We start from the raw sequence: 17,002 nt of genomic DNA, 5'->3' as shown, positions 1-17,002 counted from the left end.
TCGTGTGATGAAGATGCCTATCAAAATACGAAATTTTCCGCCCCCTGCATCCCGCTCCGTTCTGCCCCGGAAAACGGAAAAGGCAGCACCGAAGCGCTGCCTTTTCTGAAGCCGGTTGTCCGTTTCAATTACTTTCCATACATGTAGATTTCCGCCACGCTGGTGAATGGCGGGTTGTTACTGTCGGGGAGCAGCATTTTCAGGTAGCGCCCCGTAGCACCGGTAGTGTTGTTGATCGTCATCTGGTTGCCGGACGCGAACGTGCCAGAGGCCGCCAGCGTCCAGGTACCGTTGGGATCGCTGCTGTTGCCTACGTACAGTTGCACGGATTTCGTGTTGGTGTTATTGTTACGGCGATAAATGGTGAAATAGGAAATGTTCTTCACCGATTTCATGTCGATGATCGCCCAGTGGGGCAACGCTACGTCTGGCCCCCATTGGGAATGCCAGTAGGTACCGTGGTCCCCGTCTATGAGCGTCGCCTTTCCGCCGCCGTCCGACGCGGTTTCATCAGATACGGCGAGCACTTCCCAGTTAGACCGGTCGAAGGTGAAATACTCCGGCAGTACATCGGATGCCCAAGCGGTGGCGAAAGTATCGATCGCTTCTGCTTCGGGGATGTACAGTGAGCGGTACTGGAACGGGGTGCTGCCCGCCGCGTCGATGTTAGCCGTAAAATCATCTGCCGGGATACGCACCACGGTATCTGTTCCGCGGCGGTTCTTGAATTTCAATTCATTGAAGATCATGTTTTCCGCCGGGGCAAACCAGTCGATGGCCGCTGCCGTCTCGTAAAGCGCCATATTCTTGATGCGGCGGTTCTGCAGTAACGCTGTGTACTGAGCGCCGTAAGTGGCGCCAAACGTAGTGTAGGTAAGGGAACGATGGCCGAAATTATCTACGGCGTATATGTCGAAAGAGTAGTTTTTTTCTACCAGCCCGTTAATCATCACGTCGATGCTGTCGCGGCCCGTTTTCATCTTCGCGGCCAGCACCAGGGAATCCTGCCGGCCGTTCCACAATACGATGATGTTCTTGATATTCTGGCCGTTTATCATCCACAGCCGCATCATCAGCCTTTCCTTTCCGGCAATGAATGCCACGGAATCCGGCCTTACGGCGTAAATGATCTCGCCATCTTTTATGAATTCCTTGTGTACGTCCGTGAACTTTTCGCAGGAAGCGAGCGAAGCCAGGATGCACAAAAACGAGAAAACATGCAGTATATATTTCATGTGCTTGTCGGTTAAAGTTGATGATTATTTACGCTCTCCGTATACGTCCACTTCCGCGGGGTGGGTGAACGTTGTGCTGCCCCAGGTGGATTTTACCACTATGCGGATATAGCGTACGGGTTCCAGGCCGAGGTCGAAGGTGAATTCGTGCCCGTTGATGGCTGCGTTGAGATCTTCGTCGGTAACGTTGCTGCCATTGCCGGAGGGCTTTACGATCGCCGTTTCCATAATCTTTTTCCACTCGCTCCAGTCGCCGCTTTGCGAAGGCGTCGTCACTTTTACGTAGACGTCGAAATCTTTGGGGTTGCCCCAATTATAGTAGCTGTCGCCAAAATTACGCTGGAACATCACGATGCGGCTCACTTTGGCCAATACGCCAAGGTCGATCGTAAACGGCGCGGGCAGCGACGAAGAGGGCGAGTGGCCGAAAGAGGTCACGTCGTCGTCGATGATCTTCTGGTCTGAACCTTCCCAGTTGGTGAAGTTCTGGTCGTTTGCCAGCTTCATGATCTTCATTTTGCCTTTGGGCAGTCGTTCCTCGAACAGGGGCACAAGCTTCCTGCCTGCGGGAAAGATCGTGTCTGAGCGGTTACCGTAGTTATCCTTAATTACCATGGCGAATTCGCGTGCCACCGGCGGATATCCGCGCAAAGCCTGCATGTCTTTCGCGAGAGAAGAAGTAATTACGCGTGCCAATGCCATGCGGCCAAGGGAGTCCGGCGTATAGAGCTCGAAAGCCAGCGGTGTTTTCAGGTCGTTGAGCCAGGTGAATCGCGCGCCGCCGAAGTCGCTCTGGATGCCTACCGTTTCAGTGGCGATCCTGATGGGCGATTTAAGCGGTTTGATGGTACATTTGACCGGGTCGGAAATTTCCTGCGCACGGCTGATTGTGTACAGGGTGACTTCATGTTCTTTTTCATCGTTGAAGCCCATCACCTGGAGCTCGTTTCCGTACATGGAGGCCGCCGCTTCGAGTTGTTTGCCGTTCGTAAGCGTATACACGGCTTTCACTGAGAGCACTTCCGCCTCGTTGGGGATCCGGTACGTGATTTTGGCGCCGCCGGGTAGATTGGTCACTGCCACTTCCGAAACGATGCCGGGTTTACCGGAAGAGGGCGAAATGGGTTTGTTCTCTTTTTTGGTACAGGCCTGCAACGCGCCAAAAAAAACAATATTCAGTAAAATCAGTTTCTTCATAACCATAATATTTTAACCTTACCATCCGGGGTTCTGGATGAGCAGGGGATTGTTAATCATTTCAGACTGGGGAATGGGTGAAAAATAATCCCTGAAGGAGAATCGCTGGAAGTAAACGGTGGTTACCGAATAATATTCTTCCGCCTCCCTCCCGTTTACGTTCCATCCCTGGATGGGGCGATTCCGGTCACGGACGGATGTTTTCCAACGGTTGCTGTCCCACATGTATACGCCTTCGCCCGCCAGCTCGATCCTTCTTTCCTGCTGGATGATTTGGCGCATCCCGGCTTTGGACAAGGGCTTGTTGGGCTGGTTGGAGTATTGTGCCCAGCTTTGCACTACTCCTTTCAGGCCGGCGCGTGACCGAACGGAGTCGATATAACGATAGACTTCCGCATCAGGCGCCGATTTCGATTCGTTGAGTGCCTCCGCGCACAGGAGCAGCAGGTCGGCGAAGCGCATTTCGGGATATGGGTAGCTTTCCTCCGTAACACTATTTTCATCGCGCCAGGTGGTGTTCATAGACACGAGTTTTTTGGGCCAGTACCCAGTAGCATTGTACTCCCCAGGGTTAAACACCGATGAAAATTCTCCGAAGCGGTTTTTGGGGAACGGTGTGTTTTCTTCCGTGGTAACGAGATGGGTATTCCCGTACCAGCGGCCGCGGTCAAAGCCAAGAGAAGAATAGAAACGCATTTCCCGATCGAAGTTCATCGACGCCGATTTTTCGTTTTGGGCGATAAACAGGTTATGGGCTGCATCTCCCACACGGATGTTGTAGCGGGAGGAATAAGGGAACGTAACGTCTTCGTTGATAGGCACTCCCTTATCGGAATAAAACTGTTCCACGGTAGACAGCGGTACGCTCAGGATGCCTGTATTGCCCGACGGCGTGGAGGTACCGCCTTCCACGCGCGCAAGGGCGGTAATCTGGTAGTTCCAGTTGGCCGGATAGGAAGAGTTGGCCCAGATGATCTCGGGGTTCCAGCGCTGCGTCACCGAACTGCGCAACGTATTGATCAACATTGTGGTGTCTGAAAGGAATTTGGAATTCACAGCTTCATAGTCGGAAATCTTATACAACCGGTGGCCAGCAGCTGCACAAATTTCGATCGCCTTCCTACAGGCGTTGGCGGCACTGTCCCACCGTGAAGGTTCGAACTTCTGGTTGAAGAACGGAGCGCCTTCGTGGTTCACAAACCCGCTGTAATCGGTATTCCCGTTGAAGAGCGGGCTTGCCCAGTACGTCAGCACCTTGGCCTTGAGGAAGTAAGCCACCGGACGGGTAAAGCGTCCCAGCTCGGTGCCTTTGCTCTCGATACTGAGCGGTAATGCATCCGATGCGATCACTTCATTGATCAGCTGCAACACATAAGCGAAACAATCGTCGATCTTCTCACGATACACGCGGATCCCTTCTGTGGATTCCGTCAGGGAAGTATTCTTCCGTAGCGGCGTAATGGGGCCGTAGTACTGGATCAGGTAAAAATTGAGATATGCCTTGATGAGCTTCACTTCAGCCTTCATCCGATCTTTCTCATATTTATTGATATCGCGCACGCCGTCGATATTCTCCAGGAAGGTATTGCAGTCGCGCTGACCTGCATACAGCGACCGCACCATGTTGCTGGTACCGCTCCAGTAGTTGGTGATGGCCAGCGAAGCGCTGTTTTCTCCGAGCGCGAACCGCATGCCGCCATCGGTACGCTTGTCGCGGTTAAAGATCAGTTCCATGGCGCCAAGCATCGCGGGATTCTCGTTCCAGCCAGCTGATTTTGGGATGCCCCAGTAACAGGTGGCCAGGAATTTCATCGCCTGGTACCGGTCCGAAAATGCGTGTTCGATCGTGGCAATATTGTCCGGTACCACGTCGAGGTACTTGTTACAGGAAACCGTTCCCGCCAAAATGCTGCAAAAGGCAGCTATTTTAATAATTACTTTCTTCATAAAAAATCTTTTACAGGCCAATGTTAATACCTACATTATACACTTTCTGGAGGGGGTAGTCGAACCCGGAACCCGCCATTTCGGGGTCCCACAGCTTGAACGCGCTCCACACCGCCAGGTTGGTGCCGCTGGCATAGATCCGCAGGTTTTCCACTTTATATCTTTTCAGCCATTCCCGGGGGAAAGTATACCCGATGTCGGCGGACTTCAACCGAAGGAACGAGCCGTTTTGCATGAACCAGGTGCTGGACTGTGCGTTGTTGGTAGACACATAGTTGGCCAAACGGGGCCAAAAAGCGTAGGCATTGCGATTGGATTCGGACCAGTAATCGTCTGCGATCGCCTGCAGCACGGCATTCTGCCCGATCCGGTTATCACCTCCGTCTCCGTCCACAAAAGGCGTCACGTTCTGCATATTGAGCCAGAAGGATTCGCGGCCAAGGCCCTGAAAGAAGAAGTTGACATCGAATCTTTTATAAGTAACAGACAACCCGAAGCCATACACGATTTCCGGTGTAACAGGATGGCCGATGGGTACCTTGTCGAGGTCGTTGACCTTTCCGTCGCCGTTGACATCGCGGAATTTGATATCTCCGCCGGAATACTCGCCATACTCCTGCCTGGGAGAGTTTTTCACTTCAGCGTCGTCTACAAACAGCCTTTCAGCGATGAAACCGTAGTTTTGACCGAGGCTCCTGCCCACGCGCGAGAGCCAGGGGCTTTTGCTGTAGTCGGGCTCTTCCCATTTAATGACTTTGCTGGTGCTGTAAGTGAAAGTACCACGGCCGGTTACCTGCCAGTCTTTCCCGAAGCTCTTGTCGTAATTCAGCTCGATATCGATACCCTTTCCTTCCGCTTCGCCGAGGTTAGCTTTTACAGACGGAATGATACCGGTAGTAGCCGGAATGATCCGCTGCTGAAGAATGTCTTTCCGTCTTTCCTTATATACTTCAATAATGGATGAAAGTCCGTTGACCAGGTTAAATTCGAGCACCAGGTTAGATTTATAGGAACGCTCCCAGCCGATCTGGTCGTTTGCGTACCGGCGAACGTTGATGCCGCCCGGGTTTTTGTCCATATTCAAACCCCAGTTCACATTATAGTTCGCATTCAGGTCCACATCCGAGAGATAGAAAAAGCGCTCGTCCCTGCTCCCGATCGCTTCGTTGCCGGCGATGCCGTAGGAGCCGCGGAGCTTCAACTGGCGGAAGAAGGAAGTAAGCGGCTGGAAAAACGCTTCGTTGGATATCACCCACCCCGCACCGAACGAGGGGAAGAAGCCCCAGCGGTTGTTTCTCGCGAAACGCTCCGATGCGTTGTAACCGAAAGCGAATTCGGCGAGGTAGCGGGAATCGTAATTATAGGAAAACCTGCCAGACAAACTTACGTTGCGGGTGGGCAGCGAAAGCTGGAGGCTCGGGGCCGCACCTTCCTTGAATTGGCGTGCGGTAAATACGCCCAGGCCGCTCACGCTGTGCTTGCCGAAGTTGCTGTTATACTGAGCCGCACCTTCAAAGTAAACGCTGTTAGAAACATCGCGGCCGCTACCTTCGCCGTAGCTAAGCGTTTCGGTACCCGTTGTGGGATTAAGACGTGCCAGCTTGTAAGCGTCGTTTTTCAGGTCGTAACCGGTGATCTTGTAGTAAAAGGGATTGTAAGCACGGGTGATCTGGTAATACGACCGGCGGTCGAAGTTTACAAGTCCCCGCAGCATGAGGCCTTTCACTAATTTGTCGAGGTTTTGTTTCATTTCTATGGTAGTCAGCATATTGCTCGCACTGTAATCCTTGTAGCCACGGAGCACCTCGGCGTAGGGGTTCAGGTAATCACCCGTTTCGAAGTTCCCGAACAGGATGTGCTTGGCATAGCTGAATACGGAATCCGGCTCGTAGTAAGGCTTGAAGCGGACAGGGTTGGCCTGCATCACTTTGCGGTACATGGAAGAACCTCCGTCTATCGGACCAGTATAATCGTCGAAGTTCGCCACGAAGCGGGTCGACAATTCCGTTGTTTTCGTGAGGTTGATATTTACGTTCGAACGAATGGAGTATTTGTATAGATCGATATTCGAGTTGAAATTGTTCCTGCGGTCTACACGTATATTCCCCCGGTCTCTCGTAACGGCACCTGCCACATAATACCTGGCCACGCTGCCTCCGCCGGTAAAGCTGAGGTTCAGGCGGTTGTTAATGGTCATATCCTTGAACATCGCTTCGCGCCAGTTGGTGGCGGGAAAAATGTCTTTGTGTTCACCTCTTTCAGTGAAGGTTATCTGTTCGTCGAGATAATAGGTATTGGCTTCGGGGAAGCGGGTTTTGATCGCCTCGTTCTGCATCCTCATATACTTAACCGGATCCGCCGTCTTGATCGTTTCGGTAGGCATGGAAAACGAATTCTCGACGCGCACGTCGACATTCATCTTTCCTTCCTTCCCTTCTTTGGTGGTAACGAGGATCACGCCGTTGGCGCCGCGGGCGCCGTAGAGCGCCGTGGCGAGGGCGTCTTTCATGATGCTGAAGCTGGCGATATCGTCGGGGTTCAGCCGCGCGAGGTCGCTCGTGTTCAGCTCGATCCCGTCAATGAGGATGAGCGGATCCTTTTTCGCGGAGGCGCCGAACGAGGTGATCCCGCGAATAAAAAACGAGGTGTTGTCCTGCCCTGGCTCCCCACTTCGCTGGTAAGCCACAACGCCCGCCAGGCGGCCTGCGAGGGCGTTGGTGAGGTTACTGCTCGGGATGCGCAATTCGCCCGGCTTGATGGTGGTCACAGACGCTACCATGCTGGATTTTTTCTGCCGGGAGTAGCCCACCACGGCCACTTCGTTGAGGCTCCCCTCCTGCGCTTCCAGGACGATGATGATCGGCCGGCTGTCGGCGATGAAAACCGTCTGCGGCTTATAACCCACGAAAGAAAAAACGAGGCTATCGTACATATTAGCCTCGAGCGTGAACTCGCCTTTTTCGTTGGTCATGGTACCGTGCTGGGTACCTTTAACGTAGACCGACACGTGCGGCATCATACCGCCCGCCTTGTCTTTCACCGAGCCCCGTACCGTGACCGGCGGCTGCGAAGAGGCGGCGCGCACTTCCGGGGCGGTTTTGTTCAGGATGACGATCACGTTGTTCTCCATCTTTTTGTAAGACAGCGGCGTGTTCCGGAGCAACTTGTTCATCACCGTATCGATGGTGGCGTTTTTGGTGCTGATGTTGATCTGGATGCCCTGCGGGATCACTTCAGACTGGTACACGAACGAATACTTGCTTTGCGCCTGGATCGTCCGCAAGACGCTTTCGATGGGGGCGCGACTGAAGTTCAGCGTGATCTTGTCTTGCCCTGCCAGGTCGTTGGCCAGCAACGACGACCCGGTGAAGAGCGCAAGAAACATGATAATTTTCATGGCAATAAGATGCTTATACATATAGCCGCGGCTATAGCAGTACGTGTTAATCATAGCTAAAATAATTCAATTGTAAATCAGCCGCTCCTTTGCGGCTGGATTTTGACCAGTGTTTACAGCAGGGCACGTGGGGGCCCGGCCGGTTTTCGTGGAAAAACCAGGGACGTTAACTTATCATATGCGATTCGAGTTTGGTTTAAGGCGCTATAAAAATTGTATCGTTTTTCATTTTGTAACTAAAACCGCCGGCTACCTGTAATGATTCCATAACGCTTTGGAGACTTTGGTTTTCAAATATCCCCGTGTACTGCCGGGCTTTCATGTCTTCATCTCCATGCACGACCACATTCACACCATACCACCGCGATAGAATATCTGCTACTTCATGAAGCGGTTGGTTGGCGAATACCAGCTTGTTCCTGGTCCACTGTGCTTCCGGAGGAATAGAATCTGTTTTAACGATCCTGATCTTGGTTATTTCTTCCGGGATTTTTCCCGATTCAGCGTGTATTTCTTTTATTTCTTCTGGCAGGCCGGTATCGTTTTTCACGATCAGTTTTTCATCCGGCGACAGCAAATAGCTCAGTTCTTTTTTATGGTTGACCGATACCTGGACTTTCCCCTGTACCAGTGTGGTGGCCGTCGTGTTCTCGTCCGGATAGGCACGGACGTTGAAGGCGGTCCCCAGCACCTTGATGGTAACGGTGGCCGTCTTGATGATCATCGGGCGGCCGGGATCTTTCGCCACGTCGAAATACGCTTCCCCGATCAGCGTCAGTTCGCGGTCGTTTTTCCCGAAGCTCGCGCCGTAAGTGATCCGGCTGTCGCCGTTCAGCCACACCCGCGACCCGTCGGGCAGCGTCAGTTTGGAGCGCGATCCCTTTTCAGTGCCAACGATGTTCTGCTGCGCCTGGGCCTCTTTCCTGGCAGACATCCAGTACCAGGTACCGGTGCCGGCCACGCAAAGCAGGACGACGGATGCAACAGACAGCGGGATGATGCGGCGCCACGTGAATATCCGCGGCTGCTTCGGCTGGTCGGGCGCTTCGCCCCCTTCCGAATGGACGGACCTCATGATGCGGTCCCAGCTTTTATCACTGTTCCTCCGGTCGTCGTCCGTCCGCCGCGGCCCGTATTCCATGCCGAACAACTCGTCTACCTGGCTGGCCAGGTTCCGGTCGTCCTCATTCTCCTGCAGCCATTTAGACAACTCAAACTGTTCTTTGAGCGAAATGCCCCCTGCTTTCTTTTTTGCGAGCAATTCAATTAAACGGCTTCTATGCATGGACTTGTCGATAAATTCTTCTACTATAAGACAACGGAAAAGGCGGAATTACGTATTCGTCCGCAAAAAATATTTCCCGGATGCGCCTACCGGCTGCTTCGCCTGGGGAGGATCACCTGGCTTTCTTCCAGGATGGCGGCGATTTTCTTGAGAGAATGGTAGAGCTGGGTTTCAACCGTGCGAACGGAGGAGTTGAGGATCTTGGCCACTTCCCGGCAATTGAGCCCTTTTTCCTTCACGAGATAAAAAACGAGCTTGGATTTGGGCGGCAGCTGGTTGATGGCTTTTTCGATGGTGAGGACTTCTTCCTTCCCGATCATGGAAGTTTCTGGCGTGGAGAAGGAATACAGGCTCTGATCGTCGAGATCTTCGATGGATACGTCGCTCACATTTTTCCTCGCTTTGAGGTAATTGATGGAAGCGTATTTGGCGGCGGTGTAAAGGTAGGCGGAAAGGTTGTTGATATTGCCCAGTGTTTTCCGGTTCTGCCATAGCCGGATGAACACATTTTCCACGGCGTCTTCCGCAGCGGCATCGTCCAGAACGATCTGCCGGGAAAAGGCTACCAGGTCGAAATAGAACAGATCGTAGATCTCCCGGAATGCATTTTCATCGTCATTTTCGATCCGTTTGGATATTTCAGACAACTGTGTATTTTCCAATGACAGCGATTTATTTGAGGGACGACAATATCAGTACGATGGTGGATCAAGTTATTAGATTTTTTTGATTTTTTTATTTTTTTTCGGAAATCCGGAATGGAAACGATTGTCATCCCAACACTATTTCACTGGCATGACAAAAGCCTCCCGCGCAGCGGCTCCTGCTTTTATTATTGTACCCGATGTGTCATCCGCCACAACATCATTTATATATGCGCGTAAATTACCGCCCGGTGAAAAAAATCGCGATCTTATATGGTCTTTTGCGCCGTTTTTGTAAATTTATACGAGCTGCTGCCATAGATATGAGCGAAATCAACGATATAGCTTTATTGGACTTACTGAAAGACGGGGATGAAACTGCGTTTACGGAAATCTACAACCAGTATTGGGAGCGGCTGTATTTCATGGCGCACAAAAGGCTGCAATCCGCGCAGGACGCGGAAGAGATCGTGCAGCAGGTGTTCCTGACCCTCTGGCACAAGCGCGCTTCGCTTTCCATCCAGTCACTCCCCTTTTACCTCTCGGCCATGGTACGCTACGCCGTTTACCGGCATTTCGCCAACGAGCAGCGCGCCAGCGAGCGGACGGGCACGCTCCAGGCCGTGGCGCCCGATATGGCGCCCGCATTCGATATCGACAACCGGCAATTGATAGACATCCTGAACAAATTCGCCGACGGGCTGCCGGCCAAACACCGCATCGTTTTCCTCCAGCATAAGCTGCTGGACCGGCCGCTGGACGAGGTGGCCAGCGAACTGGGGGTGTCTCTCCGGACAGCCGAAGGTTACGTTACCCATGTGATGCAGCTCATGCGGAAGCGGCGGGAATCCCTCGCCATGGCGCTGCTCATTTTCCTCCTGAAATAACCCCGGAAAATTATTTTCTCCTTTTTTGCGTACAAAAGTATTTGGCGATGCTCTATATATAAAAGGGCCCCTCGCTCTGGATTAACTACACGTAATGGATACAGCACAGGTTAAGGTCCTGGCCGCAAAATACCTGGACGGCACCGCCACCCCCGAGGAGGCTGCGGCGCTGCACGACTGGTACGACCAGGTAAACGCGGGCGATACGGAAATCGTGACCACGGAACAGGAAACATCGCTGGAAGACACGCGTGCCCGCATGATGGCACGCATACAGGAACAGATGCGCCCGGCCGCCACCCTCCGGCCGCGGCGCCGGAAATGGCTGCCCGCCGCCGCGGCCGCCGCACTGCTGCTCCTGGCCACAGGGGCTTACCTGCTGCGCCAGCAAGGCAAACCGGCCGGTCAGCCAGCGGCGGAACTAACGCCCGCCACACCGCCCAACAACAGCAAGGGCGTAACGCTCACGCTGGGCAACGGCCAGGTTGTGGAGCTGGATTCCAGCGCTAACGGCTACCTAGCGCAACAGGGCGGTTCTACGATCAGCAAAGAGGAATCGCTGCTGGTGTATGGCCCCGAAAAGCCGGGCGAAGCGCCGGTGATCAACAAACTGAACGTCCCGAAAGGGGAACAGTACCGGTTGATATTGCCCGACGGCACGAAGGTCTGGCTGAACGCCGCCAGTGAGCTCCGGTTCCCATCTGCATTTGCGGGGGAACAGCGGCTCGTGGAGCTGAACGGGGAAGGATATTTCGAAGTGGCCGCCAATGCCGCGCAACCCTTTGTGGTACAAACCGCAGGCCCGAGGATCGAGGTGCTGGGGACGCACTTCAACGTGAAAGCCTACCCCGGCGAACCCGGCATCCAGACCGCCCTGCTGGAAGGCAGCGTCCGGGTAGTGGCCGGCAGCGGAAAGAGCAGGGTCATGCGCCCCGGCGAAGTGGCAACCGTCGGCGCAGGAGCCGACATCTCCGTGCTCCAGGACGCAGACGCCGCGCAGAACGTAGCCTGGAAAGACGGGCTTTTCGTTTTCCGGAACGCCGACCTGCCGGTCATCCTCCGGGAGATCGGGCGTTGGTACGACGTAGACATCGTGTACGAAGGGCCTGTTTCCCACCGGCGGTTTACCGGGAAGGTTTCGCGGGGATACAGCCTCTCCGAAACCCTGTCCGTCCTGCTGGCCAGCAACCTGCATTTCAGGCAGGAAGGGAAAAAGATCATCGTATTGCCATAAGCGCAAAACAGATATAAACATCGAGCGGACGGCTTCCCGGCACGAAGCGTTCAACCAATCATTCACGAAAAAAACAAAGACTCAGACAGGAAAGCCAAAGTCGTACACCAATTACAAGGAACATTTTTAAAACTTTAATCAACCATTATTATGTTCTCGACGTCCTTTAGCCGAAAGGAGCTGGGCAGACTATGCCTGCTATCAACCAAATCCGGGCGGAGCCCGTTCACAAAAAGTTTATTCACCGTGAAGCTCTCCATCATTTTCGTCCTGTTAGGCGCCATGCACGTCAGTGCCGCCGCCACTGCGCAAAAGATCTCCATCCTGCGGGAAAATGCGCCGATCGAGCGGGTGCTCGATGAGATCGAAAGGCAAAGCGGCTACCAGGTATGGTACGAAGAAGGTACCCTGCCCGCCGGCGCCATCGTGTCTATCGCCGTGAAGAACGCTTCCCTGGAAGAAGCGCTCGATGCCTGCCTGAAAGGGCGGCAGCTGGCCTGGACCATCGTCAGCAAAACGATCGTACTGCGCAAATCTGCCCCCAGCACCGCTCAACCGCAACCGCCGCAGAAAGTCCGCGGCACCGTGCGCGATGCGGCCACCAACACCCCCATGCCCGGCGCCACCGTGCAGATCAGCGGCTCGTCCAAAGCCACCGTCACCAATGGCGAAGGCGAATTCGAACTGGATACCGACAATGCTGACGTGACGCTCGAAGTTACGTTCGTGGGGTATGAGCCCCGCAAAGTAAAAGCCACTGCGGGCCGCGCGGTCACCATTCTACTGTCTGCCGCCTCCTCCAAACTGGACGAGCTCATCATCACCGGTTACTCTGCCAAGAAAACCGGCGAGCTCACCGGCGCGGTGCAAAAGATCAGCGGCGACCAGCTGCGCAAAGGCATCACCACCTCCGACCCCGTTTCCCTGCTGAAAGGGCGCGCTACCGGGCTCTACATTTCCGAACAGGGGGCCGGTGACCCCACCAGCGCCGGCGGACAGATCTTCGTGCGTGGCCAGAGCAGCATCGTGGGCGTAGGCGTAGACCGTGTCAACGAATTCGTGATGCCCACCCAGAATTACGGGCCCCTGTTGGTGCTCGACGGCGTGATCATGCCGAACCAGAACCTCAAGGAGCTCGTGAACGCACAAGACATCGATAACCTCACCATTCTGAAAGACGCCGCCGCCACCGCCATCTACGGCTCCCGTGCAGCCGCCGGCGTGATCGTGGTCAATACGAAAAAAGGCCAGACCGGCAAACCGCAGCTCCGCGCCGAAGTGAAATACGGGATCAACAAACCCAACCGCGGCGATATCCGCTTCCTTTCCAGCCAGGAGCTGTACGACCTGCAGAAACGCTACTATACCGAAGATTACCGGGTAAACAACGGTACCCTCTCACCCCAGTACCCTACCCTGCAGGCTTATCTCGACAATCGCCTGCCCGCCCTTTCCGACGTGCAGAACGGGTACAACTGGGAGCGTTACGCCTTCCTCAACAGCAACACCAAGGAAGTGAACCTCTCGGCCCGCGGCGGCACCGAAGCCGCCAGGTATTACATCGGCGGATCGTATTATGACGAACAGTCGACCGGCGTACAAAACGGCCTGAAGCGCGGCAACTTCCGCATCAATCTCGAAAACCGCCTCTCCTCCCGCCTTACCACCAATATTTCCGTCAACGGTATTTTCGACAGCGGCGAACGGGAAAACATGAACTCCGGCACATTCCTCTATGGCATGATCCCCTGGGTGAACCCTTACAACGCCAACGGAACGCTGAAGCCCAATCTGCAATACAAAATCGACGGCAGGATGCGCACGGCCGAGAACCCCATCTTCGAGAACGAGTATAACTACGTGCATCCCAAAGCGCAAAGGCTCGTGGGGTCTATGCGGGCGGATTACAGGATCACCGACTGGCTGAGTATTTCCAGCACCAATTCCGCCAACCTGAACTATACCAAAGACGAGCGTTACATCGACGCGCGCAGCTATGCCGGCTCCGGTACCAGCACCTCTTCGAAAGGGTTCCTGGGCACTACCACCAACCAGCTTTTCTCCTTCCTCACATCGAACCAGCTGAATTTCCGGAAATCGTTCGGGTTGCACAGCCTGCGCGCCCTCGCCGCAACGGAATACGGCCGCACGAAAATGGAGAACATGCTCGTGAACGTGAACAACGTTCGCGCCGGATATCCCGTGATCTCGCTGGGCCGGCTGGTGGGCGGACGATATGATTACTCCATCTACGGCATCCCCACTACCAAAAACGGAAATATCGAAGGCGGCAAGGAAGACCGCGCCGTGTTTTCCGCCTTCGGCGAAGCGGGTTATACGTACGACGATCGCTTCAGCCTGAGCGCCTCCCTGCGAACGGACGCTTCCAGCAGCTTCGGTGCAGACAAGCGCTACGGAACGTTCTACTCCGTCGGCGGCGCATGGGTGGTAAGCAAAGAACGGTTTGCGGCCGGGATGCCCTGGCTCAGCAACCTCAAGCTGCGCACCAACTACGGTACCAGCGGCTCCCAGCTGGGCGATAACTTCCTCACCCGTACCCTTTACGACCCTACCTACACCTACCAGGGGCAGGGCGGCGCCATCGTGGCCGTGCTTGCCAATCCTGACCTGAAATGGGAGATCACCAAAACCTTCAGCGCCGGCGTTGACCTCGGCCTGTTCAACAGGGTTACCGCCAGTGTGGATTTTTATAGCCGCAGATCGGAAGACCTCCTCCAGAAAGTGACCCTCGAATCCGTAGCCGGCTTCCCCACCCAATGGAAAAACGTGGCTACCGTGCAGAACCGCGGCCTGGAAATCCTTATCAATTCCGATAACATCACCGGCGGGAAGTTCCGCTGGAATACTTCCTTCAACATCAGCTTCAACAAGAACAAGATCATCAGCGTAGCCAACGATTCGCTGCGGCAGGGCTTCTATAACGCCAACGCGTTCTACCTCTTCCCCGGCGACGATATCAACTCCCTCAAAGCCGTTCCCTACGCAGGCGTAGACCCCGAAACCGGCAAGCCCCGGTTCGAAAAACGGGTTTTCGACGACAAAGGGAATGTCACCGGCATCACTTACGTAAATTCGATGGACGAAGTGGGCGCATCCGCCGACCCGCGCCAGTTCCAGCATATCGGCAACTTCCAGCCCAAAGCTTTCGGCGGCCTCACCAACAGCTTCTCGTACCAGCAGTTTTCGCTGGACGTGCTCATCACCTTCGCTTACGGGTACGTCATCAACGACGACCTGGCCGAGCAGATGCAGGGCTCCAATCTCACCAGCTACAACCAGATCGCGCTCCGCAGCTCCCAGCGCCAGTGGACGCATCCCGGCCAAACGGATGCCACCGAGCCTGAACTGTACACCCACGCCAACACGAGCTATTTCGGTTCCAGCAAATACATGCACGACGGCAGCCACGCACGCCTGCGCAGCGTTCGCCTGGGATACGAACTGCCGCAATCGCTGCTGAGAAAGCTGCGGCTGGCACAGGCCAATTTCTACGTGAGTGGCGATAACCTCTACACGCTCTATTCGAAACAACTCATTTCATCCGATCCGGAAGGGCCTTCTGTTGGACAGGCACAGGATTTCGGCGGGTCTATCGGTTCGGCGATCGGCATTCCGCGCAGGTACGTTTTCGGATTGCAACTTGGATTTTAATTTTTCGGGCAACAATAATTGAACATGAAACACATTACCACCCTCATAATTACCGGATTGCTGGCCACGGCCTGCAACAAGCAGATCGACAGCGTTCGGCCATTGACGAAGATCGACAAGGAAGGCGAACTGGCTTCGCTGGCAGGGATCGAAGAAACGACCATCGGCAACTACGTGCTCATGCAGGGCAGCGGGTTCAACGATTACGACGTGCCGATGCATGATTTCGCGGAAAGCCGCGGCAATAACGTGACCCTGCAGACCTGGGGCCTCCCTTCCAAACAAACCGACGCCTTTTTCTACCGCAACAGCGCCAGTCCCACCCAGGGCAACAGCGCCGATTTCTACCGCAACGCCTACCAGATCATCGTGAGCGTCAACACCACGCTGGAAGGGATCGCCGACATGGAACAATCCTCGTTCTCTTCGCTCACCGAAGCGGAGAAAAACCGGTTCCTCTATGCGAAAGGTGAAAACCATTTCATCCGCGCCCTCATTTACTTCAACCTGGTGCGCGTGTACGGCAAACCCTATTACCAGCAGGCCGCACAAAGCCCCGGCCTCATCCTGAAAACCAGCAGCGACATCAAGGACATCCCGGCGCGCAGCACCGTGCAGCAGACGTACGACCTCATCGTGGCCGACCTCGCCATGGCCGCGCAGCTCATGAAAGCACCGGTAACGAAGAACAACGGGTTTGCCAGCACCGCTGCGGCATGGGCGCTCCTGTCCCGCGTGTACCTCTACAAAGGCGGCAGTATCGCCAGTCCGGACGCGGCCGCCAATGCGCTGGCCATCAAGTACGCCGACAGCGTGATCAGCCATACCGGTGCCAAATACGCCCTGCTGCAGGGAGACGCCTACGTGAAGATGTTCGCCAGCGATGAATTCGGTGAGAACGATCGCGTAAAAGGCGCCACCAACAAGGAATTCATCTTCGCCTACGACAACTCCACCCGCGGCAGCTCCATGGGCGAAATGTACCACTTCGACGAATACTACGGCGTGGGCGCCACTTTCCTGCCCTCTACGGAATTCAAGAGCCTCCTGCTGCCGGGGGACTTGCGGAGCAATTTCATCCTCCTCAACCCCAAATCCGGCTTTGTAGAAACAACGAAGTACCTTGTTTTGCCCGAAGCCTGGCTCACCCGTGCGCCGTATCCCTACTTCCGGCTGGCCGAACTGTACCTGAACCGCGCGGAAGCCAACGCCAAGCTCGGCAACACCGCCCAGGCGAAAGCAGACCTGAAAATCATCCATACCCGCGCCGGACTGCCCGCTGCCGATATCGACAACCTGACCGCGCAAAACCTCATGGCCGCCATACTGAAGGAAAGAAGGATCGAACTGGCTTTCGAAGGACATAACAGCTTCGATTATTTCCGCAACGGCCTCCCTATGACAAGGATCGCCGCGGATTTCAACGGGACCGCCTTTACCATTCAGCCCACCGACCCGAAAGTTGTGCTGGAACTGCCTAAAAATTAAGACAAGCTAAACCAAT

10 protein-coding genes are annotated in these 17,002 nt (G+C 54.7%); 4 read left to right on the top strand and 6 right to left on the bottom strand.

The window, feature by feature from the left end; translation table 11 throughout:
• Positions 1-128: 128 nt before the first annotated feature.
• From ACQKLP_RS09600 to ACQKLP_RS09575, 6 genes are all read right to left on the bottom strand, one after another.
• Positions 129-1,235: a DUF4998 domain-containing protein gene (locus ACQKLP_RS09600; RefSeq protein WP_427322333.1), complete on the bottom strand. Its 1,107-nt coding sequence runs from the start codon at positions 1,233-1,235 to the stop codon at positions 129-131.
• 24 nt (positions 1,236-1,259) lie between these two features.
• Positions 1,260-2,432 carry a DUF5000 domain-containing lipoprotein gene (locus tag ACQKLP_RS09595; protein WP_427322331.1) on the bottom strand — a complete coding sequence of 391 codons (1,173 nt, stop codon included), beginning with the start codon at positions 2,430-2,432 and terminating at the stop codon, positions 1,260-1,262.
• Between the two features lie 18 nt (positions 2,433-2,450).
• The gene (locus tag ACQKLP_RS09590; protein WP_427322329.1) at positions 2,451-4,379 is read right to left on the bottom strand and encodes a RagB/SusD family nutrient uptake outer membrane protein; all 1,929 of its coding nucleotides are present in this window, start codon (positions 4,377-4,379) and stop codon (positions 2,451-2,453) included.
• A gap of 10 nt (positions 4,380-4,389) precedes the next feature.
• The gene (locus ACQKLP_RS09585) at positions 4,390-7,776 is read right to left on the bottom strand and encodes a SusC/RagA family TonB-linked outer membrane protein (RefSeq protein ID WP_427322327.1); all 3,387 of its coding nucleotides are present in this window, start codon (positions 7,774-7,776) and stop codon (positions 4,390-4,392) included.
• Positions 7,777-7,972: 196 nt separating this feature from the next.
• Positions 7,973-9,061, bottom strand: coding sequence for a FecR family protein (locus ACQKLP_RS09580; RefSeq protein WP_427322326.1), 1,089 nt, complete (start codon positions 9,059-9,061; stop codon positions 7,973-7,975).
• 86 nt (positions 9,062-9,147) lie between these two features.
• Positions 9,148-9,723 carry an RNA polymerase sigma factor gene (locus ACQKLP_RS09575; protein WP_341838814.1) on the bottom strand — a complete coding sequence of 192 codons (576 nt, stop codon included), beginning with the start codon at positions 9,721-9,723 and terminating at the stop codon, positions 9,148-9,150.
• 332 nt (positions 9,724-10,055) lie between these two features.
• Between ACQKLP_RS09575 and ACQKLP_RS09570 the strand changes: the two genes are divergently transcribed.
• The 4 genes from ACQKLP_RS09570 to ACQKLP_RS09555 all read left to right on the top strand — a co-directional run bounded on the left by ACQKLP_RS09570 (position 10,056) and on the right by ACQKLP_RS09555 (position 16,986).
• Positions 10,056-10,592, top strand: a complete 537-nt coding sequence (locus tag ACQKLP_RS09570; RefSeq protein WP_427322323.1) for an RNA polymerase sigma factor — start codon at positions 10,056-10,058, stop codon at positions 10,590-10,592.
• A gap of 94 nt (positions 10,593-10,686) precedes the next feature.
• Positions 10,687-11,826, top strand: a complete 1,140-nt coding sequence (locus ACQKLP_RS09565) for a FecR family protein (protein WP_427322321.1) — start codon at positions 10,687-10,689, stop codon at positions 11,824-11,826.
• A 246-nt stretch (positions 11,827-12,072) separates the two neighbouring features.
• The gene (locus tag ACQKLP_RS09560) at positions 12,073-15,498 is read left to right on the top strand and encodes a SusC/RagA family TonB-linked outer membrane protein (protein WP_427322319.1); all 3,426 of its coding nucleotides are present in this window, start codon (positions 12,073-12,075) and stop codon (positions 15,496-15,498) included.
• Between the two features lie 24 nt (positions 15,499-15,522).
• A complete protein-coding gene (locus tag ACQKLP_RS09555) occupies positions 15,523-16,986 on the top strand; it encodes a RagB/SusD family nutrient uptake outer membrane protein (RefSeq protein ID WP_427322317.1) in 1,464 nt (487 codons plus the stop codon).
• Positions 16,987-17,002: the final 16 nt, after the last annotated feature.

Source organism: Chitinophaga sp. NPDC101104 (assembly GCF_050277495.1).
Taxonomy (GTDB): domain Bacteria; phylum Bacteroidota; class Bacteroidia; order Chitinophagales; family Chitinophagaceae; genus Chitinophaga.
Note: the sequence above shows the minus strand (reverse complement) of the source record. Positions and strands in the feature narration are given on the sequence as shown.